19 protein-coding genes are annotated in these 21664 nt (G+C 56.7%); 11 read left to right on the top strand and 8 right to left on the bottom strand.

All coding sequences use genetic code 11. The features are described from left to right. Window positions 1-10 precede the first annotated feature (10 nt). Both ACIQT8_RS18735 and ACIQT8_RS18730 read right to left on the bottom strand, forming a co-directional pair. Complete coding sequence (locus tag ACIQT8_RS18735) at window positions 11-1936, bottom strand: autotransporter assembly complex family protein (RefSeq protein ID WP_400968239.1); 1926 nt, start codon at window positions 1934-1936, stop codon at window positions 11-13. A gap of 174 nt (window positions 1937-2110) precedes the next feature. Further along, entirely contained in the window at window positions 2111-2362 is a 252-nt protein-coding gene (locus ACIQT8_RS18730; RefSeq protein ID WP_004443753.1) for a YMGG-like glycine zipper-containing protein, read from the bottom strand. A 374-nt stretch (window positions 2363-2736) separates the two neighbouring features. On the opposite strand from ACIQT8_RS18730, the gene hemA reads away from it, so the two are divergent. Continuing rightward, entirely contained in the window at window positions 2737-3954 is a 1218-nt protein-coding gene (hemA, locus tag ACIQT8_RS18725) for a 5-aminolevulinate synthase (RefSeq protein ID WP_138795326.1), read from the top strand. Window positions 3955-3988: 34 nt separating this feature from the next. On the opposite strand, the gene dxr is transcribed toward hemA, so the two are convergent. Continuing rightward, the gene (gene dxr / locus ACIQT8_RS18720) at window positions 3989-5182 is read right to left on the bottom strand and encodes a 1-deoxy-D-xylulose-5-phosphate reductoisomerase (protein ID WP_400968726.1); all 1194 of its coding nucleotides are present in this window, start codon (window positions 5180-5182) and stop codon (window positions 3989-3991) included. 134 nt (window positions 5183-5316) lie between these two features. On the opposite strand from dxr, the gene ACIQT8_RS18715 reads away from it, so the two are divergent. Continuing rightward, window positions 5317-6006: a phosphatase PAP2 family protein gene (locus ACIQT8_RS18715; RefSeq protein ID WP_138795327.1), complete on the top strand. Its 690-nt coding sequence runs from the start codon at window positions 5317-5319 to the stop codon at window positions 6004-6006. Between the two features lie 36 nt (window positions 6007-6042). Then, window positions 6043-7293 carry an FAD-dependent oxidoreductase gene (locus ACIQT8_RS18710; RefSeq protein WP_400968233.1) on the top strand — a complete coding sequence of 417 codons (1251 nt, stop codon included), beginning with the start codon at window positions 6043-6045 and terminating at the stop codon, window positions 7291-7293. 14 nt (window positions 7294-7307) lie between these two features. Here the strand turns inward: ACIQT8_RS18710 and ACIQT8_RS18705 are convergent, their stop codons facing one another. From ACIQT8_RS18705 to ACIQT8_RS18690, 4 genes are read right to left on the bottom strand one after another with little or no spacing between them, the layout of a single operon-like run. Beyond that, window positions 7308-8231, bottom strand: a complete 924-nt coding sequence (locus ACIQT8_RS18705; protein ID WP_400968723.1) for an ROK family protein — start codon at window positions 8229-8231, stop codon at window positions 7308-7310. A gap of 3 nt (window positions 8232-8234) precedes the next feature. Beyond that, entirely contained in the window at window positions 8235-9407 is a 1173-nt protein-coding gene (gene nagA, locus ACIQT8_RS18700) for an N-acetylglucosamine-6-phosphate deacetylase (protein WP_400968231.1), read from the bottom strand. After that, entirely contained in the window at window positions 9404-10426 is a 1023-nt protein-coding gene (locus ACIQT8_RS18695; protein WP_138795329.1) for an SIS domain-containing protein, read from the bottom strand. Before ACIQT8_RS18695 ends, nagA begins: the two co-directional genes overlap by 4 nt. 25 nt (window positions 10427-10451) lie before the next feature. After that, a complete protein-coding gene (locus ACIQT8_RS18690) occupies window positions 10452-11207 on the bottom strand; it encodes a GntR family transcriptional regulator (RefSeq protein WP_262523373.1) in 756 nt (251 codons plus the stop codon). A gap of 429 nt (window positions 11208-11636) precedes the next feature. Between ACIQT8_RS18690 and ACIQT8_RS18685 the strand changes: the two genes are divergently transcribed. The 5 genes from ACIQT8_RS18685 to ACIQT8_RS18665 all read left to right on the top strand — a co-directional run bounded on the left by ACIQT8_RS18685 (window position 11637) and on the right by ACIQT8_RS18665 (window position 17149). After that, window positions 11637-12818 (top strand): Gfo/Idh/MocA family protein, encoded by a 1182-nt coding sequence (locus ACIQT8_RS18685; protein WP_138795331.1) that lies wholly within the window; start codon window positions 11637-11639, stop codon window positions 12816-12818. Between the two features lie 11 nt (window positions 12819-12829). After that, on the top strand, window positions 12830-13714 hold the full coding sequence (locus ACIQT8_RS18680) for a carbohydrate ABC transporter permease (protein ID WP_138795332.1): 885 nt from the start codon (window positions 12830-12832) through the stop codon (window positions 13712-13714). After that, on the top strand, window positions 13711-14568 hold the full coding sequence (locus ACIQT8_RS18675; RefSeq protein ID WP_138795333.1) for a carbohydrate ABC transporter permease: 858 nt from the start codon (window positions 13711-13713) through the stop codon (window positions 14566-14568). Before ACIQT8_RS18680 ends, ACIQT8_RS18675 begins: the two co-directional genes overlap by 4 nt. A gap of 40 nt (window positions 14569-14608) precedes the next feature. Further along, on the top strand, window positions 14609-15841 hold the full coding sequence (locus ACIQT8_RS18670) for an extracellular solute-binding protein (RefSeq protein WP_138795334.1): 1233 nt from the start codon (window positions 14609-14611) through the stop codon (window positions 15839-15841). A 195-nt stretch (window positions 15842-16036) separates the two neighbouring features. Further along, window positions 16037-17149 carry an ABC transporter ATP-binding protein gene (locus ACIQT8_RS18665; protein WP_262523370.1) on the top strand — a complete coding sequence of 371 codons (1113 nt, stop codon included), beginning with the start codon at window positions 16037-16039 and terminating at the stop codon, window positions 17147-17149. Between the two features lie 134 nt (window positions 17150-17283). Here ACIQT8_RS18665 and ACIQT8_RS18660 read toward each other — a convergent pair whose 3' ends face one another. Beyond that, window positions 17284-17769 (bottom strand): hypothetical protein, encoded by a 486-nt coding sequence (locus tag ACIQT8_RS18660; protein ID WP_400968223.1) that lies wholly within the window; start codon window positions 17767-17769, stop codon window positions 17284-17286. A 242-nt stretch (window positions 17770-18011) separates the two neighbouring features. Here ACIQT8_RS18660 and ACIQT8_RS18655 point away from each other — a divergent pair, with 242 nt between their 5' ends. Genes ACIQT8_RS18655 through ACIQT8_RS18645 form a run of 3 tightly spaced genes read left to right on the top strand, consistent with a single transcriptional unit; the run spans window position 18012 to window position 21656 of the window. Then, entirely contained in the window at window positions 18012-18875 is an 864-nt protein-coding gene (locus tag ACIQT8_RS18655) for a MurR/RpiR family transcriptional regulator (protein WP_262523368.1), read from the top strand. A gap of 33 nt (window positions 18876-18908) precedes the next feature. Then, window positions 18909-19691 (top strand): SDR family oxidoreductase, encoded by a 783-nt coding sequence (locus ACIQT8_RS18650; protein WP_400968220.1) that lies wholly within the window; start codon window positions 18909-18911, stop codon window positions 19689-19691. A gap of 45 nt (window positions 19692-19736) precedes the next feature. Further along, window positions 19737-21656, top strand: coding sequence for a beta-N-acetylhexosaminidase (locus ACIQT8_RS18645; RefSeq protein WP_400968217.1), 1920 nt, complete (start codon window positions 19737-19739; stop codon window positions 21654-21656). Window positions 21657-21664 lie beyond the last annotated feature (8 nt).

Here is a 21664-nt window from a genome sequence, read left to right as displayed (position 1 = left end):
ACCGCGATGCCTAAAAAGACTGGCCAATGCCGGCGTAAATACCGAAACTGTTGCCGTCTTCATATTTCTTAAGCGGCATGGCGACGTCGAGACGCAGAGGTCCGAAGGGGGTCGCATAACGCAGGCCAATACCGGCACCTGCGCGAATATCAGAGAAATCCGGCGCCATGTCAGGAGAGACAACGCCCGCATCGATGAACGGCACGATGCCGATCGTCTCGGTCAGCTTGATACGAGCTTCCACCGAACTGACGATGTAGGATCTGCCGCCCGTTGCATCGCCTGCATTATTGTAGGGCGATATCTCCTGATAGCTGTAACCGCGAACCGATCCGCCACCGCCAGCGTAGAAGCGACGGGTGGTGGGAATGTCCTGCAGCTCGCTGCCGCCTACCAGAACGCCGCCGGAAAGTTTTCCGGCCATGACCAGGCGGTCTTCGGCGCCAAATCCCTTGTAACCTGTCAGAGATCCTTCGAAGGATGAGAAGAACGTGCCGTTCAGCGCCTCGTAGCTTGGTTTGGCCGCAATCGAGGCGCGGAAGCCCTCTGTCGGATTGAGCTTGTCGTCACGGGTATCCCGGACGAATTCAAGGGGGATGGATGTCGTCAGGTACTGGTTTTTACCAAAGGCATCTTCGGTATCCGTCCATTGCACCTCGAGGCCGGCGGATGCGGTATCCGTATCGTTCAGTTCGTAACTGAAACCGGCCGCACCGGTAATGGACCGTGCCTCATATGTATCCGGATGCTCCGTCTTGGCGATAAGGCTGGTCTTGAAGGTGGTACGGGGATTGAACATGCCCGGCTTGGTGAAGGTAATGCCGGCCGAATAGTCCATGCCCTCGACGCTGGAGGCTTCACCCAGGCGCGAAACAGCGCCTTCGATACGAAGCGATTCTGCCTTGCCGAAAAGATTTCGATGTCCCCAATAACCCTGCAGGCCGATGCCTTCAGTGGTGGAGTATTGCGCACCAACGCCGAAATAGCGGTGCTTGCCTTCCGAGACCTCGATGGTCAACGGGATGGACCCGTCGCGCGCAAGGGTTCCCGCTTCCTTGATTGTCAGACTGGAAAACACGCCGAGCTGCCGCAGTCTGTCCGAGGCCTTGCGCAGCTTCTCAGGCGAATAGGGTTCGCCGCCATTGAGGCGCGAATAGCGGCGAATGAAATCGCCATCAACCGTCTTTTCACCTTTGACGGCAACCTCACCAAGCGGTGCAATCGGCCCGCCTTCGGCTCCCATGGTAATGTCGACCGTGTTGGTTGCGTGGTTTGCGACCGCTTCACGTTTCGTCAGTTTCGCCAGTGGGCGACCTTCAGCCTTGAGATCGTCGATCAGCTTGTTGCCAGCGCGAATGATTGCGAGCGAACCGGCATCGCCGCCGGTCGTCAGGCCGTAATCCTCAAGATTGCGCCCGGTCACGTCACCCTCGAGTCTCACAGCGCCGAGTGTGAACACCGGGCCGGGTGTAACAGTGATGACCACAGGAACCGGTGCAGAATGATCGAAGACAGGGTTTGGCGGCAGCGCATCGACATTCGTGCCGGCAACCGTGACGCTCACGATGCCACCGTAACGCGCGTTTTCGTAAAGTGCTGCGATCAGACGGTCGCGATCATCGCGGGCCTTGATCAGCAAGCCGAGATCGCCTGAAGCAGGCTTGTCCTTGTCTGCAAGAAGGAGAGAGCTGTTCTCAAGGCTGCTGCGGAGGCTTTTGTCCGCATCCGGCGCGTTCAAGGTGACGGAATAGCTGACGGGATTGGTGACTTCGACTTCCGGCTCATCCGATCCCCACAGCCGTATCCCGAACAGTTTGAAGGCGTAGGCATCACGGATGAGGGCTGGGTACGCAGCTAGCGCGACAGCAACCGCCAAAGCGGTGCCGACTTTCCGATACGCAATACTTGTCTTCGGGGCAGTTCGTGTTTTTCGCATAAGCTGCTTTATGGTTGAGCATTTATTTTCGCTCCAACCCGTTTCCTCTCCGTTAACGTTGCAATTTAATCATAAATGAACCGCTTTGAGGACTCTCGGACTCCAATTTACCGCCTTAAAAACAAAAAGCCCCGGAGAACCGGGGCTTCTGTGCAACGCTATTGCGTCTTGTAATTATCGGCAACGAGCCGTGTAACGCTGACCGTACTGGTCGCGATAGTAGCAATAACCTGGTTCAGAAGCGTTACCGATAAGGGCGCCACCTACGCCACCGATCGCTGCACCGACTGCTGCGCCACGGACGTTACCCGTTACAGCGCCACCGATGACCGCACCGGAAACGGCGCCGATCGAAGCTCCCTTTTCGGTCTGGGTGCAGCTTGCAAGCGACAGGCCGACCAGCGCAAATATGATTGCCTTTTTCATGAAACTCTCTCCAACGTTACAATGAGCTCTGTGGCTCGGTAGGCGTCCCATATTTATCTCTGCGGCGACTGCAATTTCCGACCGCCACAAATAACTATCAATTCGATTCGCTTTAGGGAAGCCTTGTCTGTACCGGCTTTCCTTTACGCGTAAATTGATTGCGTTCGATAGAACGGGCTTTGTCGCCAAAGGTTCCAAATCTCGCGCTTTTTTGATGTGGATCAAGTTTGCACTTCCCATCTCGGCGTATAAGAGCTTTATTGGAATGGTTCAAAACAACGGCGAATTGACGCAGGCGTGGCTAAACTTGCTGAACGGGGTTGACGGTTTCGGTCACGAGGCAGAGAACACAGCGATCAATTCTGGAGCATGGAATGGATTTCGAGGCATTTTTCACGGCGGAACTGCAAAGTTTGCACTCTGAAGGCCGCTATCGTGTTTTCGCGGATATCGAGCGTCATCAGGGTAATTTTCCCCGTGCGACACGTTATAACGCCAATGGCGAGCGTCAGGATGTGACCGTCTGGTGCTCCAATGACTATCTCGGTATGGGTCAGCACCCCAAAGTTGTCGAAGCGATGAAAGCGGCGATCGACCACTGTGGCGCGGGTGCGGGAGGCACCCGGAATATTTCTGGCACCAACCACTACCATGTTCTTCTCGAGCGCGAACTGGCCGATCTGCACGGCAAGGAATCGGCGCTGATCTTTACCTCGGGTTACGTCTCCAACTGGGCCACGCTCGGAACGCTCGGTCAGAAAATCCCTGGCCTCATCATCTTTTCCGACGCGCTGAATCATGCCTCGATGATCGAAGGCATTCGTTATGGCCGTTGCGAGCGTGTGATCTGGAAGCATAACGACCTCGAAGACCTTGAGGCAAAGCTCAAGGCTGCCGATCCGGCTGCGCCGAAGCTGATTGCTTTTGAGTCCGTCTATTCGATGGATGGCGATATTGCGCCGATCAAAGAGATTTGTGACCTCGCCGACCGGTATGGCGCAATGACCTATCTGGACGAAGTCCATGCGGTTGGCATGTATGGTCCGCGTGGTGGTGGCATTGCGGAACGCGAAGGCATTATGGATCGTCTGACGATCATCGAGGGTACGCTCGGAAAGGCATTCGGTGTCATGGGCGGCTATATTGCCGGCTCTGCCGCAGTGTGTGATTTCATCCGTTCTTTCGCGTCGGGTTTCATTTTTACAACGGCGTTGCCGCCGTCGCTCGCAGCCGGTGCGGTCGCTTCGATACAGCATCTGAAGGCAAGCCCGTTCGAACGTGCCCGCCATCAGGAGAGGGTTCGCAAGCTGCGTGGACTTCTCGACGCACGCGGTATCCCGCACATGGACAATCCCAGCCACATCGTACCGGTGATGGTCGGGGATGCGGCAAAGTGCAAATGGATTTCGGACATTCTGCTCGACAGCCACGGCGTTTACGTTCAGCCGATCAACTATCCGACCGTACCGCGCAAGACCGAGCGCCTGCGTATCACGCCGACGCCGCTGCACAGCGATGCCGATATCGAGCATCTTGTCGGCGCGCTGCATCAGCTTTGGTCGCACTGTGCGCTGGCGCGTGCCGTGGCCTGAGACGCGATAAAGAGAAAAGACGAAAATGGCCGCTTCAAGCGGCCTTTTCTTTGGCGGAAATCAATTCCTGCGCATGACGGCGCGCTTCGGCATCTGCCGAAAAAACATCTTCCGTTGTTGAGGCAGAGCGGCCGTCATTCATGCGCTCCATGACACGTTCAACGATCTCAGCCATATCGAGAAAGCCGATATTGCCATCGACGAAAGCGTGAAAGGCGGTTTCTTCAGCCGCATTCAGCACAGCGCCCTGCAGTCCACCGCGTTCGAGCGCAGTACGGGCCAGCCGAAGTGCGGGGAAGCGCTCTTCATCGGGCGCTTCGAAATCGAGGCGTGCAAGCCGTGAAAAATCGAGCCGTTCGACATTCAGTTGACCCCGTGCCGGATAGGTCAGGGCGTAGCCAATAGCGGTTCGCATATCCGGCGATCCAAGCTGCGCGATGTAGGAGCCATCGGTATAACCGACCATCGAATGAATGATGGACTGTGGGTGGACGATGACTTCCACCTGGTCGGGTCTGAGATCGAAGAGGTATTTTGCCTCGATCATTTCCAGCCCCTTGTTGAACATAGAGGCACTGCCGATGGAAACCTTCAGTCCCATCGACCAGTTGGGATGAGCGCGGGCGATATCCGCAGTGACACCGGCCATCTGTTCTCGTGTCCAGGTACGGAATGGTCCGCCTGATGCGGTCAGGACGATCCGTTCGACAGCCTGTTTGTGATCTCCGGTCAGGCACTGGAAAATGGCACTGTGCTCACTGTCCACGGGAACGAGTTTGCCCCCCCCCTGCTTGACGGTACGCAGAAAAACGTCGCCTGCCGAAACGAGGCATTCCTTGTTTGCCAGGGCAATATCTGCGCCGCGTCGCGCCGCCGTGAGCGTCGGAGCCAGACCGGGTGTTCCGGCAATGGCCGCCATGACCCAGCCAGCGTCCATTGACGCGGCTTCTTCAAGACCCGTTTTGCCGGCTGCAACCGCGATATCCGTGTCTGCGAGGGCGGATTTGAGGTCGTCGTACCTGTCTTCGTCTGCCGTGACAGCCAGTTTGGCGCCGAATTCGCGCGCCTGTTCTGCCAGCAGTTCGATGTTGCCAGCACCGGTCAGCGCCATGATCTCGAAATCATCACGGCCGCCAAGCTGCCGCACCACATCCAGCGTATTGGTGCCGATGGAACCCGTCGATCCCAAAATCGTCAATTTGCGTGGCGTGTTCTTGGCATTCGTCATGTTCAGCCCGTCGACAGTCTCAATCATCCGTTTCTAGGCTCTACAAGTGAAACCCGGCCATAACAAGCACAAAGCCCTGCTATTGTTTTTGGGCACGGTAAAGCCATATGCTTGAAAACGATAAGAGGACCTGAATGCGACGTTTCCTTGTTTCCAGTGGTTGGATCTTTGCCACAAGCCTTATTCTTGTGTGTGTCTTCATGCCGTTCGACCCGCGGCTGTCCGAGCGGGCGCAGGCCCTTCCTGGTGCGGTGGTGTCTTTCAACAGGGCGGTTACCGATTTCGGTACCTTCCGATGGATGCTGTATTCCTCCGGTGTTCTGGCTATCGGCGTCTACATCGCCGCCCGCATTTTCCAGGCGAGAACCTATTCGGGACGTCTGAAGGCAGCGTGGCGGCTTCTCACCTATTTCTTTCTGACCATCATAACTGCCAGCGTTCTTGTTCATGCCCTGAAGTTTTTGATAGGCCGTGCACGGCCTGAATTGCTTCTGGAGTTGGGCGCTTACAGTCTCACGCCCTTCACCGGCGACAATCTCTACGAGAGCTTTCCCTCCGGGCACTCCACGGCCGCAGGCGCGTTTTTCGGCGTGTTCGCGATGCTGATGCCCCGGTTTCGCTGGGTGTTCCTGTTGTTGGCGCTTGTCATCGGCATTTCGCGTGTCATCGTTGGGGCGCACTATCCAAGCGATGTCGCTGCGGGGCTGTTGCTCGGCTTGTGGACGGCGGTTGCTTACGCTTTTATTTTTGCGCGATCCGAAAAGCTCTTTCGTTTCGACGCCAACGGCTGGCCGCAGCCAAAAAATGTGCCGCTGCCAGTATGAATGTTTGATGCGAGAGGGGGCTCTCCAGTGGATGGAATGAACCAGGCAAATCCGCAGGCGCAGGCCGATGCCGGGCGGGCGGGTCGCATCAAGGTACGGGTTGCGATTGCCGGGGCAGGGCCAGCGGGTTTGATGCTCGGGCTTTTGCTGGCAAGAGCCGGCGTCGATGTTGCCGTCATCGAAAAACATGGCGATTTTCTACGCGATTTTCGTGGTGATACGATCCACCCGTCCACGCTCGATATTGTCGAGCAGCTTGGATTCATCCGCGAGTTTCTCGAGCTTCCGCACACACGTGCCCCCAAACTCCATGCCGAGATCGGTGGTGAGAAAATCACCATCGCCGATTTCTCGCGTCTGCCGGTCAAGAACCGTTTTATCGCCTTCATGCCGCAATGGGAGTTTTTGAGTTTTCTGGCCGGAAAGGCCGGCCAATACGATAGTTTTCGGTTGATGATGAATGCTCGTGTTTGCGGCATTGTCGAGCAGAACGGTCGGGTGTCAGGGCTCGAGGTTGAAACACCAGATGGCGCACTCGTGGTGGAAACGGACCTTGTTATCGGTGCAGACGGGCGCAACTCCATTGTTCGCGACAAGGCCGGGCTGGAGGTTGAAAGTTTCGGTCAGCCAACCGAGGTCTTGTGGCTGAGGCTTTCAAAAAAAACCGGTGACCCCAGGGAAACGATGGGGCATGCGGGACCACAACAGGGTTTTGTCCTGATCGACCGTGGTGACTATTGGCAGTGCGGCTACGTGGTTCGCAGAGGCACGTTTGCCGAGATGAAAAGCAGAGGGCTCGATGCTTTTCGAGATGCTGTTGCCAAGGTGTGCCCTCTGCCTGCGGAGAGGTTGCTGGAGATCGGAGACTGGAGTGATGTCCACCTTTTGAGTGTCAGGATCGATCGCCTTAAACGATGGTGGAGGCCGGGTCTGATCTGCATCGGGGATGCAGCGCATGCGATGTCTCCGATAGGCGGCGTTGGCGTCAATCTGGCGATCCAGGATGCGGTTGCCGCTGCCAATATTCTGATCCCGGCGCTTGGTTTTGACGGTGCTGTGCCAGACAAGGCACTGGCTGCCATTGAGGTGCGGCGGTCCTTCCCGACCAAGGCGACGCAAAAATTACAGTTGATGATGCGCAGCCGCCGCAAGAAAGATCAGAGCGATGCGCAGAAAGCCAAGGGTCCGTCGGGCTTTGTTCGCACCATCGCCCGGTTTCCTTTGCTTGCCCATCTTGCCGGAAGGCTCATCGGGCTTGGTTTCAGACGAGAGAAACTGGCACGCTGAACAATTGGCCGGGGTCAGGCGATTTCCGGTTTTTCGGCAAATTTCAACCCTAGAACGGCGGAGCCAATAAGCCCCGGCTCAATTCGGCATATGGCCGGAACGACCAGAGGGCGGTCGAATCGTCTGAGAATACGGGCTCTGACGGCCTCATCCAGCGCCGCGAGCAATTCTTTCGAGTTCGACAACCCACCTCCAACCGGCACAATGGTCGCGCCCGTGACATTGATGACCATGGCGAGAGGCGAGGCAAGGATGTCGATGAGAATGTCGATGGTCCGCGCGGCTTCAGCATCGCCGCTCTGCCAGGCGTCAATGATCTCTTCGCTGCTCATCGTTTTCGCATACAGATGCTGATGCAGTTTTTCCATGCCGCGGGCGCTGCCAATGGCGTCGACACAGCCGGTAAGCCCGCAGCCGCATTCGAAACGCGGCAAAGTGGCGGGGGGATTGCCGGCAAGTGTCGCAGCAACCGGACCATGCCCCCATTCCCCGGCAAAACCACCATCGCTGTTGATGAGCTTGCCATCGATCACCAGTCCACCGCCGACCCCCGTTCCGAGAATGACGCCGAAAACAACGCGGTGTCCCTTGCCAGAGCCGATCTCCGATTCGGCCATCACGAAACAATCGGCATCGTTGGAAACGATGACTGGCAGGCCGAGTGCCTTCTCCAGATCATCTTTCAACCGCCTGCCATGGATACTTGGAATGTTGGCGACCGTCGCCTTGCCGGTCTCCGCATCGATGACCCCGGCAATCGACAGCGACACACAGTCCGGTGTCGTGCCGCTTGCGTCTATGACCGCCTTCAAGCGCGCGGCAAAATCCTCGAAACTGGTTTTTGGAGTAGGGATGCGGGGTGCCGGCCTGATGTCATCTGGCGCGTAGGCAGCCGCGCCCTTGATGGTCGTTCCACCGATGTCGAAGCAAACGATCATCATTCACATCCCGGAAGTGTTCGCGTCAAAGATCTTTTCCCCGCCGATCCAGCTCGAATCGATATCAAGGCTTGGCGTGAGCAAGACAAAATCGGCATCGAAACCAGGCAGAAGCTCGCCTTTTCCTGATGCCGCGATGGCTTGCGCTGGATAGGTGGACGCCATTCGCAAGGCTTCTTCAAGGGGTATCTGCAATTTTTCGTGGACGAACCGGATGCAGGACAGCATGTCGATATCCGCTCCAGCAAGCGTACCGTCGGCCAATGTCAGGCGTCCGCCGTTGCGATAAACCCGGCGGCCATTCAGTTCGAAGCCGTCATCGTTCGTGCCGATGGTGGACATGGCGTCGGTCACGAGGAAGATTCGTCCCGGACCGTTTTTTGCGCGCAAAGCAATTCCCATTGCGGCAGGATCGACATGGAAACCGTCGGCGATGAGACCGCAGTCCAGCTTGCCGTTTGAAATTGCCGCACCGACGAGGCCGGGTTCGCGGTGACCAAGCGGGCTCATGGCGTTGAAAAGATGCGTGACCATGGAGGCGCCTGCATCCGCATAATTTTTCGCAACAGAAAATCCGGCTTCGGTATGCCCAAGACTGACGATGATGCCAGCTTGCCGAAGCGCGCTGACCTGCTCGGTTGAAACGCTCTCCGGGGCGATCGTCGTCAAGATATAAGGAAGGTCTGCCTTTGAGGCGGTCAGCAAGGCCAGATCGCCTGATTCCATTTTCCGGATCAGGTTGGGATCGTGGGTGCCCTTGCGTGCGACCGAGAGATGCGGCCCCTCGAAATGCAGCCCGAGAAAGCCCGGAACTTTGTCATTCCAGGCTGCGATCCCTGCCTGCGCCGCTTTTGCTGTGACGTCTGGCCGGTCGGTAATCAACGTTACCATCAGGGCCGTCGTACCAAATTTGGCATGAGCGGCGCAGATGCGGGCAACGCCTTCTACATCCGGCTGGTTATTGAACATCACACTGCCGCCGCCGTTGACCTGCAGGTCAACGAACCCCGGTACCATCAAAAAGCCTGCGGCATCGATCGATATTGTCCCCGAGGGCAAAGCTTCCCTGTCGATGATTTGCGATACCCGTCCGCCATCAATCAGCAGGGCCTTGCCTTCATGCCACGTCGTGCCATCGAAGATGCGGGTGCCAACCAGCGCTTTCATGCTGCTCATTGGGTTTCCGTTACCTTCTTCAGTGCGACGGGCGCATCCGGGTTGAAGCCTCGTGCACGTGAAAGCTGCTCGATGAAGCCGTAAAATGGTGCGATCAGCAACAGCGCGTCGGTCAGCGGATGATTGGTTTCGACGAATGGCAACGATGTGGCCGGTGATCCCTTGGTGGACGTGACAAAGACGCTTGCGCCTTTCTTGCCAAGTCCGCTGGCAATCTCCGTGACAGATGCCTCGGCGCGATCGCGTGCGGCAAACGCGATGACCGGGAACTTCGGCGACACCAGAGACACCGGACCGTGCATAACTTCAGCGGAGGAGTAGGCCTCCGCGTGCAACTCGCAGGTTTCCTTGCATTTCAGCGCGGCTTCAGCAGCAATTGCCAACGACGGGCCACGGCCCAGCATATAGAGCGATTCCTCATTCTTGACGGCCTCGCCGATGTGGCTCCAGTCAAGCGCGATGGCCTTGGCAAAATTTTGCGGGAGCGCGCTGACGGCTTTCGCGAGCAGATTGTCTTCCGTCCACGCTGCGAGGATTGCCAAGCCTGCGACAATCGAATTGACGAAGGATTTGGTTGCTGCGACAGCCTTTTCCGGTCCAGCCTGAATGTCTATCGCATGATCGGCCATATCGCCCAAGGGAGAGGGCAAGGTGTTGACGAGGGAAAATGTCAGTGCGCCGCCTTTGCGGGCACTTTCTGCCAGCGCCACGATATCGGGGCTTTTGCCCGACTGCGAGACGGCGATCGCTGCTGCCCGTTCCAGCCGCAATTTTGTCTGATAGATCGAGGCGAGCGAAGGGCCGAGAGAGGCAACGGGAAGGCCGGTCTGTAACTCGATGGCATATTTCAGGAAATGTGCGGCATGGTCTGACGATCCACGGGCGATGGTAACGATGACAGCCGGGTCCCGGGCCATCAACTTTCGCCCTGCCTCCTGAAATTCTGTCGAGGCATTGTCCAGCAGGCGAGCAACTGCATCGGGAATCTCGTCGATTTCCTGGCGCATCAGGGTTGTCATCGGTTTGGTCCTTGATCGATTTGTTTCAGTCGGAGGCTATCGTCAGTTCCGCTACGAGGTCGTAGGCGTCACTTCTGTAAAGCGCGTGTGATATTTCCATGAGACGTCCACTCTCCAGATAGGCCATGCGTTGCACGGAAAGAGCGGCGGACCCGGGCGGAACACCCAGGAGCAATGTTTCCTCGTCTGTCAGAGTGCGTGCGGAGATGCGCTGAATGGCGCGGACAGGGCGAATGCCGTTTCGTTCCAGCACCAGATAAAGCGAGTTTTCCACCTGTTGTGGTTCAGGCAATATGTCGTCCGGCAGGGTCGTGACTTCCAGCGCGATTGGCTGGTCGTTGGCAAGGCGAAGACGGGTCAACCGGGCCACCATGGCGGAATGGGAGAGGCCGAGTGTCATCATCTCATCGCCGGTGGGGTAAAAAAGTCCCCGGTCGAGCCATCGCGTGCTGGCTGTCATACCCCTGCGACGCATGTCCTCGGTAAACGAGGTCAGCTTTGTCAGGGGTTGCTGCATGCGTGTTATCGGCTTCACAACGAACGTGCCCGAGCCATGCCTGCGTACCAGAAGGCCATCGCGAACCAGATCGTCTACGGCCTTTCTCACCGTCACGCGGCTTACGCTGGCGTTTTCGGCAATATCTCTTTCCGGGGGGAGGGCATCGCCGTGTTTCAGGCGGCCGCCATTGATCGCGTCTTCAATCGTCTGGCGCAGTTTCAGATAAAGCGGTCCGCCGCTTCCTGATTGCAGGCCGTCGAGATTCAAGGCTGCCTCGTTCATCTGTCACCCTCTGTCGCCAGTCCTTGGCTGGTTTCGCTATATCACAGGTGATACCACCGACAATACCAAAATCAAACCATTTGCAAAAATCCGTTCAGCTATGAAGAATTTTCATCGCTTTCGAGCTTTTTTACGCCGTTTTCGATGATATTTCAGCGTTAACCAAAAAAAATTTCCACTTTGCGTTTCCTCTCTGGACGAGTGGCATTTTTTTGGTATTGTTTTTGTATTGGCCCTCGGTTGAGGTTTGTCCATTGAGTTGGGCGGCCGTGAAAAAATCTGGGCCAAGAGCTGGAAGTCTAGAATTTGATTTGACCATCTTGAAAATTAATTTCATGATGGATCAAAATTATCGCAGTTGATTGAACGGCCGACGCAGAAATGGCTGCAATTGCGAAAATTAATTACGGTAAAGCAGGGAACAGCTTCATGAAAGTGGGAATTATCGGACTCGGATTCCGTCTTGGATATCTGGGCTACGTTTTCAGTGAAATCGACAAGGATTTCGAAATCGTCGGCTATGTCGATCCTGCCCCTGCTGGCCTTCCTGGCTTGCAGGAAAAGGGAATTTCCGCTGGTCGGGTTTATGATACTCCCGAAGAGCTGATCGCCAACGAGACCTTCGATCTGCTGATGATCGGGTCTCCCAACCATATGCATCTCGACCACATCCGCATCGGGCTTGAAGCCGGCTGCACGATCTTCACCGAAAAGCCGATTGTCGTCAGTATTGCTGAAAGCCTCGAGCTTGCTCGCCTGCTGAATAAGCATGGGCATGAGCGGCTGATGGTTGGCCTCGTCCTGCGTTATTCGCCACTTTACCGCGATCTGCGCGCGGCTCAGGCGGAGGGCAAGCTGGGTGAGGTCGTCTCCATCGAGGCTTCAGAACATATTCCGCCTTATCACGGCGCGTTTTTCATGCGCGACTGGCGGCGTTACGAGCATTATTCCGGTTCGTTCATGCTGGAAAAATGCTGCCATGACCTCGATCTTTACAACGGTGTTGTCGGGGCGCGGCCACGTTTCGTGTCGAGTTTCGGCGGGCGCAAAAGCTTTACGCCAGCCAATGCGCCGCAGAACGACGGCATCAATGACATGGAGGTCTATCATCGCAAGCCAAGTGGCTGGATGGGGTCCGACAAGGTCTTCGACAGCGATGGCGATATTATCGACTATCAGACGGCAATCGTCGAATATGAAAATGGTGCCTCGCTGGCTTTCCATACCAATCTGAATGTGCCGGACGATTTTCGCCGTTTCTGCGTCATGGGCGCAAAGGGCATGGCGGAAGGTGATTTCGTGCGTGGCTTCCTCAATGTACACAATGCCCGCACCAACGAGAAAACCGTTTCGAAGACCTACTCCGCAGCAACGGCCCTGTCGCAGCACTATGGTGCCGACGAACAGATGGCCGCTGATGTCGTGGCGCATGTGGTGAATGGGACGCCGCTTCCGGTTTCGGCGCTTGATGCAATCGAGGCTGGCATTCTGGCGCTTGCCATGGATGAGGCTCGTCATGGCCGCAAGGTCGTGGACCTGAAGCCAGTCTGGGAAGAGTATGATCTCGCGCTCCATGGGCAGGTAAAAGCGCCCACGGCGAAATCCGCGTAAGGGGACGGGCGATGGAAGCGAAACGTAGCGCGGTCATCTTCGCCTGGCTTCTCCTTCTTCCGGCACTCCTCTATATAACGGTTATCGTTGCCTACCCGCTGGTTGATACGTTCATTCTCTCCTTCACTGATGCGTCGCTTCGCAAGACGACGAATTGGGTTGGGTTTCTGAACTACGAGAAGATTTTCAACGAGACCTTTGCCGGAGTCATCACCCGGACCTTCATCTGGACGTTCTTTTCCGTCTCGATCAAGATGATCATCGGCACGTTCGGAGCAGTTTTGCTGAACTCGGCCGTTCCAGGTCGAGCACTTTTCCGCATCCTGACCATGCCGCCGTGGATCGTGCCAATGGCGATCGGCATTTTCATGTGGGGCTGGATGTATAACGGCCAGTTCGGCATGATCTCTGGCGTCTTGCAGAACCTCGGCCTGGTCGATGGACCGGTTGCATTTCTTGCCTACGGTAATACCGCATTCTGGGCGACAGTCGTGACAGACGTCTGGATCGGCGTGCCGATGGTGACGCTCTACCTTCTGGCAGCCATACAGGCCATTCCGCAGGATCTCTACGAGGCTGCGTGGACCGATGGAGCAAGCCGTATGTATCGTTTCCGCCGCATCACGCTGCCGCTGATGTTGCCTGCGATGATCACCATGTCGATGATTTCGCTGATCTCGACGTTCAACTCTTTCGACATCATCTGGATTTTGACGCAGGGCGGTCCGACCGGTCAGACGACAACGATGATTATCGACACCTACAAGACCGCGATCGGTTCCTACAAATACGGGGAAGGTGCCGCGCGTGCCGTGCTGATCTGCATCTTCCTGTCGATTTTCACCTTCTTCTATTTCCGCGTCACCAGCCGTATTTCTCAGGAGGCCACCCGATGACCGACAAGAATGCGATGATCAACCGCTACAAGTGGTATGAAATCGTCGGGATCTATTGCGGTATCGCCGTGTTCCTGACCTTCGTGCTGGCACCGTTTGTCGAGGGTTTTCTGGTTTCGCTGAAGCCGCTCAGCCTGCTGTTTTCCTCGCCATATCGTTTCTGGCCGGAAAACGGCTCGTTCGAAGCCTACAAGACCATGTGGGTCAGCGTTCCGGGCTTCGCCCGTTACGTCTTCAACTCCTTCTTCATTTCCACCATCTCGACGGCGATCGTGCTGCTTCTGGTGGTCCCCGCATCCTACGCCTTCGCCCGTTTCAAGTTTCGCGGCCGTGGGCAGTTGCTGGGCGCGTTTCTGGCCATCAACATGTTTTCAGGTGCGGTTCTCCTGATCCCGCTCTACCGGTTGATGCGCAACATGGGTGTCCTCAACACTTATTTCGCAATGATCATCCCAGGCGCGGCGTTCCTGATTCCAACCGCCATCTGGCTGCTCAGAACGTATATGCTGCGCATTCCACGCGAACTTGAAGAAGCCGCTTATGTGGACGGCGCCAGCTATTTCTACACGTTCCGCCGTGTGATCCTGCCGCTTGCCATGCCTGGCATCGCCGTGGTGTCGATCACCACCTTCATCGGCGCTTACGCCCAGCAGTTCATCTTCGCCCTCACCTTCAATTCCAAGACCGAATTTATGCCGCTGCCTATTGGCCTGTTTGCCTATTTCGGTCGTCAGGAAGTCATCTGGAATGAGTTGATGGCGGCCAGCTTTGTCGGCATTGCGCCGGCCATGGTCGTGATCTTCTTCATGCAACGATATCTCGTCAGCGGTCTGACCGCCGGCGCGGTGAAATAAACAACAACCGGAACGACCACCAGAGAATGGGAGACTACTTATGGCACTGAAACATTACGGATTGGCGCTCTGCGCTCTCGCATTTGCCGGTTCAACCGCGCTTGGCACGGTGACGGCGCACGCTGCCGACAAGGAAATCAGCTGGATCTATTGCGGCGACAAGATGGACCCCATCCATGAGAAGTACATCAAGGAATGGGAAGGCAAGAACGAAGGCTGGAAGGTTGTTCCGGAAGTCGTCGGCTGGGCACAGTGCCAGGACAAGGCAACCACGCTGGCTGCTGCCGGCACGCCGGTCGCCATGGCCTATGTCGGTTCGCGCACTCTGAAGCAGTTCGCGCAGAACGATCTCATCGTTCCGGTGCCGATGACGGAAGAGGAAAAGAAAAGCTATTACCCCAACATCGTTGACACGGTGACGTTCGAAGATACCCAGTGGGGCGTTCCGGTCGCGTTCTCGACCAAGGCTCTCTACTGGAACAAGGATCTGTTCAAGCAGGCCGGTCTTGATCCGGAAGTGCCGCCGAAGACCTGGGCTGAAGAAATTGCGTTCGCAAAGCAGATCAAGGAAAAGACCGGTGTGGCCGGTTACGGTCTGCCAGCAAAGACCTTCGACAACACCATGCACCAGTTCATGCACTGGGTTTACACCAATAACGGCAAGGTCATCGACGGCGACAAGATCACGGTCGACAGCCCGCAGGTTCTGGCAGCACTGCAGGCCTACAAGGACATCACGCCTTACTCCGTCGAAGGTCCGACTGCCTACGAGCAGAACGAAATCCGCGCGATCTTCCTCGATGGCAAGGTCGGCATGATCCAGGCAGGCTCCGGTGCCGCTACGCGTCTCCAGGCCACCAAGATCAACTGGGGTATCGCAACACTTCCGCTCGGTCCGGAAGCCAAGGGGTCTGGCACGCTGCTCATCACCGACAGCCTTGCTATCTTCAAGGGTACGGGCGTTGAGGAAAAAGCGACCGAATTCGCCAAGTTCATTACCTCTCCCGGTCCACAGGGCGAATATGAACTGCAGGGCGGCGCCGGCCTGACGCCGCTGCGTCCATCGCCGAAGGTTGACGAATTCATTGCCAAGGACCCCTTCTGGAAGCCGCTCGTCGACGGTATCGCCTATGGTGGTCCTGAGCCGCTCTTCACCGATTACAAGGGCTTCCAGGACGTCATCATCGAGATGGTACAGTCCGTCGTCACGGGCAAGGCGACACCGGAAGATGCCGTGAAGAAGGCATCGGGTGCGCTCGAGCAATACAAGTAAGCCAAATGCGCTGATGACTGCGGGCTTGTCGTAAAGCCCGCAGTTCCCCCAATTTCGCTGCGGAAACATCATCACTTCATCAGAAGGGGCAAGGTTTCCGTCTTATTTCAAACGGTTTCGGTCCGAACGGCCCTGTTCGTTCTGGAACGTCTCTGAACGCAGCCGTGTTTTGGCTGGTGACGGGAGAGGCAAGTCTTGGGTCAACTCTATCTCAACAACGTCCGCAAGAATTATGGACATTTCGAAGTCATCAAGGGCGTTCAGCTCGACATCAAGGATGGTGAGTTCGTCGTTTTTGTCGGACCTTCGGGATGCGGCAAGTCCACGCTGCTGCGGATGATCGCAGGTCTGGAAGACATTTCTGGTGGTGACGTCGTCATCAATGGTGTGAAGGTCAACGAGCTGCCACCCGTCAAACGCGGCATTGCCATGGTTTTCCAGTCCTATGCGCTTTATCCGCATATGTCTGTCTTCGAAAACATCGCCTTTCCGCTGCGTGTCGAAAAGATGGAAGAAAGCAAGATCAAGGAGAAGGTCGAAGGCGTCGCCAAGATCCTGCAGCTTGATCAGCGCCTTGAACAGCGACCGGGAATGCTTTCTGGCGGTCAGCGCCAGCGCGTTGCAATCGGGCGCGCGATCGTCCGTGAACCGAAAATCTTTCTGTTCGACGAGCCGCTGTCCAACCTCGATGCGGCGCTGCGCGCGGACATGCGTATCGAGCTTACCAATCTGCATCGTACGCTGAAGGCGACGATGATCTACGTGACCCACGACCAGGTGGAAGCCATGACCATGGCTGACCGTATCGTGGTGCTGAATGCTGGCGAGATTGCACAGGTCGGCGCGCCGCTGGAACTTTACCACAAACCCGCCAATCTTTTCGTTGCCGGATTTATCGGTAACCCCAAGATGAACTTCCTGAAGGTGACCTGCGTGAAGGCAGATGCCGATGGTGTCACTGTGGACTATCAGGGCCAGCGGATCACTGTTCCGGTCGAACCGCGTGCCGGTCTCGAAGGTTCGCAATTGACGCTTGGAATTCGCCCAGAACACACCGGTCTTGAACCTGCAGACCTCAATATCACGGTGGCGCCAAGCGTGATCGAGCGGCTCGGTGTGAACACCATTGCCTATGGTGTTTCTCCGACCGGAGAAAACTATTGTGCGTTGCTGTCTGGCTCCGCACCGGTGGTTGTCGACGAGCCGATCGTCACAGGTATCAAGGCATCCGATTGCCATCTGTTTGACGATAGCGGCATCGCCCTGGACCGGCGTGTCGATCTCTCCGTGCTCAAGCTCATTCAATAGCGACAGGAGGGCGGATCATGGGATTTTCACTTACATCCGCCCCTGTTGCCAAGGCCGCATTTCGTACTTCAGATGCAGGCGTCAAACGCAAAAAAAACGCGGGGTTTTCGGCCCGGCGTTTTGCGTCTTTGCCCTTACGGCATAGGGTTCGGCATGTAGCCCGTGAAGCCGCTGATTTTCCAGCGCCCCTGGTGCAGCCGGCAATAATAAAGCGTCTGCCATTTCATGGTGTCGAAACTGCCGTCTGCTTTTCGCAAGCCGCCATCGAACTTCTTGCGAACGAGTGCTGTTTCGCCTTCAACCTCGATCTCTTCCAGCGTCGTCGTCGTGAAGATGGCTGTGCGTGGATCTTCGGCAAACTTTTCCTTCTGGAAATCCTGTGCCTGTCTCAACCATTCGTCGCGGTAGGCAACAAGCGAGGGGAAGGACAGGCGCCAGTTGTCCGGATTGGTCTCGCGGTTGGCATTGATGCCGAGAAAGCCGTCTTCGACGAAATCATCGGCGACCTTGTCCCAGTCGGCAGCGAGAAAAGCGTCGATGTCACGCGTCACCAACATCTCCCAGATGGAGTGACGGGCGAAATCGGTTTCGGGAAAGGGGTTCTTGAAGGGATCACGCATGACGACAGTCCGTTTTTGAAATTATTTTCATATTTCGTAGATTTCTCTGGTGGAGATTGTTGGCATATGCTCTCATATCAATCAACAAAGAAAATAATTTTCGTAATGGGAGCGAAAGCCTTGCCGTCAATTGGGCAAACGAACCTTGGATCAAGAATTCGGGCGGTTGACTGGCATGCCGATTTGCGGTGCATCGGAAACGAGGCCAAAGCCTGATTTTGGCGTAACGGGGACCGATGATCATGGATATTTTCGCAAAAATTCAAGAAGACAAGGCGCAGTTTTCCCAGTCGGAGAAACGCATCGCCGATATTCTGGTTTCGGACTTCGAATTTGCCGTCAATGCCTCGATCATCGAGCTTGCAGCGCGTGCCGAAGTCTCTCCGCCGACCGTTACACGTTTCTGCCGGCGCCTTGGTTGTCAGAGTTTCTCCGAGTTCAAGGTCAGCCTTGCCAAGACGGCCTATGTCGGTATCCGTTATCTGACCTCGGAGGCGACTAGTACTGGTCCCTCCGAAGTTACCGAGGAAGTTCTGGCGAAGGCGCAAGACGCGCTTTTCCTGCTTCACAAGACGCTCGATCCTGCGATAGCGGATCAGGCCGCAGCAAGGATTGCCAATAGCGGCATGATCTATGCCTTTGGTTCGGGCGGCAACTCGTCGATGATTTCGGACGAGATTCAAAACCGCCTGTTTCGCCTCGGATTCCGTGTTGCGACAAGCGCCGATCACAGCATGCAACTGATGATGACCGCTGCCGCACGCAAGGACGATGTGATTATCGGTTCATCCTTCTCGGGCCGGAACATGGAGCTGGTCAAATGTTTCAGGCTGGCGCGCGAGATGGGTGTCGCCACCATTGCGTTGACCCAGAGCGACAGTCCGGTTGCCGACGCTGCAGACATCGTTGTCGGGGTCAATGTTCCCGAAGGAAACAATATCTTCCGCCCCACTTCGTCGCGTTATGCCTATCTGGCTGCCGTCGACGTTCTCGCGACGTTGGCAGCTTATCACAACCAGCAAAGGTCGATGGTGACCTTGCGTCACATCAAGCAGCAGCTCGTGGAACACCGCGACAAGGACGACCGGCAATTGCTTGGCGACTGAGAGGGGCGGTTAACGCCAGAGGAGCTTTAGGACATGACAGACAGCAGAAGCCACGTCGCCGTGGTAACGGGTGCGGCTGGTGATATTGGTCGCGCAATTGCTGAACAGCTATCGGTGACCCATGCGACCGTTGTGCTGGTGGATATTGATGCTGCAGCGCTTGATAAGGCGCTTTCCCTGCTTTCCGGCTCCAACTTCGTTGCCAAAACCTGTGACGTGACCGATCCGGTGGATCTCGCTAGGCTGGCAGCCGACGTAGCTTTGCTTGGCGATGTCGAAACACTGGTCAACAATGCCGGCGCGGCTCGCGCTGTCAGTCTGCACGACACAACGCCGGAAATCTGGCGCAAGGATAACGCCCTCAACCTCGAGGCGCCGTTCTTGTGTTTCAGGGCTTTTGAGGAGCCTTTGAAGCGAACGCAGGGTGCGCTCGTCAACGTCGCCTCGGTGAACGGGATGTCGGTTTTCGGTCATCCGGCTTATAGCGCTGCAAAGGCAGGCCTGATCCACCTGACAAAGCTGATTGCCGTCGAATACGGAAAATTCGGCATCCGCTCCAACGCCGTTGCCCCTGGCACTGTTCGAACACAGGCATGGGAAGCGCGGGCGGCCAACAATCCGCAAGTCTTCGAAGAGGCGAAGCACTGGTATCCGTTGCGCCGCATCGTGAAACCGGAAGATGTGGCGAATGCTGTCGCCTTTCTGGCCGGTCCGCAAGCGATGGCCATCAGCGGCGTTTGCCTGCCTGTGGACTGCGGTTTGACCGCCGGGCAGGCACCGCTCGCCTACACTTTTTCGCAATCCGAACATTACTGACCCGGGCCAGAACTAGGCTCAATCTGCAATAATAAGGGGAGCATCATGGCGCTCACACGTTACCGTCTCGAAAATTCCTGGCATCCGCTGCAAGACAACGCGTCCGGTGGATTTACCTTCACGTTGTTCAACCTCTCTTCCGAACCGTTGAGCGATTTCCGTGTTGTCTACACCTCTCTGACGCGCACTGTGGACAAGCCTGTTTGTGAGAATGCCGTTTATCTGCGCCGGAATGCTAACTTCCACGAGTTTGCACCGCCGCCGGGTTTCGTTCTGGAGGCCGGAAAATCCTGGCGGTTTGTGGTCGATGGTCTACTGCGTCCGGCCCGCCACCGCACGGATGGCGCAAAATCCGCTTATGTCAGCCTTGCAGACGGCACACATCGTATCGTCGAGGTTGCCGATCTGATGCTGGATGGACGCCACAGCGAGCCGCCGCCGGTCCTGTTGCCGGAAGGAAAGCTCGATCTGCCGTTTTCGATGCAGCCATGGCCTGCTGATGTTGAGGTGCAACCCGGCGAAACCTTCCCGGTGGCGCTTTTCCCGGCGAAGGAAGCGACAACGGACGAAGTTCTTGCTGTGGACGGCGTGCTTTCGCTTTTCCGCAGACTGTTCGCGGTCGGTCATGCGCCGCTCAGTCTTGCACCCGTGCATGAAGGCAAGCCACTCAATTTCAAGAAGCATAGTGGGTTGGAAGCCGAAGGTTATCGGCTGTCCTTTGCTGCTGACAGTGTAACCGTTGAATATTCTGCTGCTGCCGGCCTCCAATATGCTCTGACGGTGCTTGCCCAGTTGCTGCATGGCGCGCGCAGCGACGCCAAATTCCGTTTCCCGGCCTCCGGTGTCATCAGCGACGCGCCGCGATATAGCTGGCGTGGGTGCCATCTGGATGTGTCGCGCCAGTTCTATCCCACGGATGATGTGCTGAGGCTGATCGATATCATGGCCTGGTTCCGCATGAACCGTTTCCATTGGCATCTGACGGATGACGAGGCATGGCGTCTTGAAATCAAGGCTTACCCGTTGCTGACCACGGTGGGTGCGACGCGTGGTCCGGACACGCAGCTTCTGCCGCAGCTTGGCAACAGCGCCGAACCGGTCTCCGGTTTTTATACGCAGGATGATGTCCGCAACGTTGTGGCGCGAGCGGCTGCATTGAACGTCGAAGTCATTCCCGAGGTCGATATCCCTGGCCACAGCACTGCAGCCCTGGTGGCCTATCCGGAATTGACGGACGGCCAGGAGGCGCCCGATAGCTATCGTTCTGTGCAGGGGTATCCCAACAACGCACTCAACCCGGCCATCGAGTTGACGTATGAGTTTCTGGGCAAGATCTTCGATGAAATGGTCGAGCTGTTTCCATCGCGTCTCATCCACATCGGTGGCGATGAGGTTGCGGATGGATCGTGGCTGGCATCGCCGCTGGCAAAGTCTCTGATGGAGAAGGAAGGGCTGGACGGCACGTTCGGCATTCAATCCTATTTCATGAAGCGCATTCAGGGCATGTTGCATGAGCGCGGCCGTCAGCTTGCCGGATGGGACGAAGTTTCCCACGGCGGCGGTGTCGATCCGCAAGGCACACTTCTGATGGCCTGGCAGAAACCGGAGGTCGGCCTTGCGCTGGCCAAGCAGGGCTACGACGTGGTGATGACGCCGGGACAAGCCTATTATCTGGACATGGTGCAGGACGAGGCCTGGCAGGAGCCGGGCGCAAGCTGGGCTGGAACGGTTCCCCCGTCGCACACCTATGCCTATGAGGCGGTGGGCGAGTTTCCGGAAGAGCTGAAGGACCGCATGAAGGGCGTACAGGCCTGCATCTGGTCGGAGCATTTCCTCAATCGCGCCTACTTCAATCACCTCGTTTTCCCGCGCCTCCCGGCTATTGCGGAAGCGGCGTGGACACCCAAGGCACAAAAGGACTGGCTGCGGTTTGCCGCGATCGTTCCTCTTAGCCCGGTCTATTGAGGAGGAGC

This window comes from Agrobacterium sp. NPDC090273, assembly GCF_044772305.1.
Classification (GTDB): Bacteria; Pseudomonadota; Alphaproteobacteria; order Rhizobiales; family Rhizobiaceae; genus Agrobacterium.
Note: the sequence above shows the minus strand (reverse complement) of the source record. Positions and strands in the feature narration are given on the sequence as shown.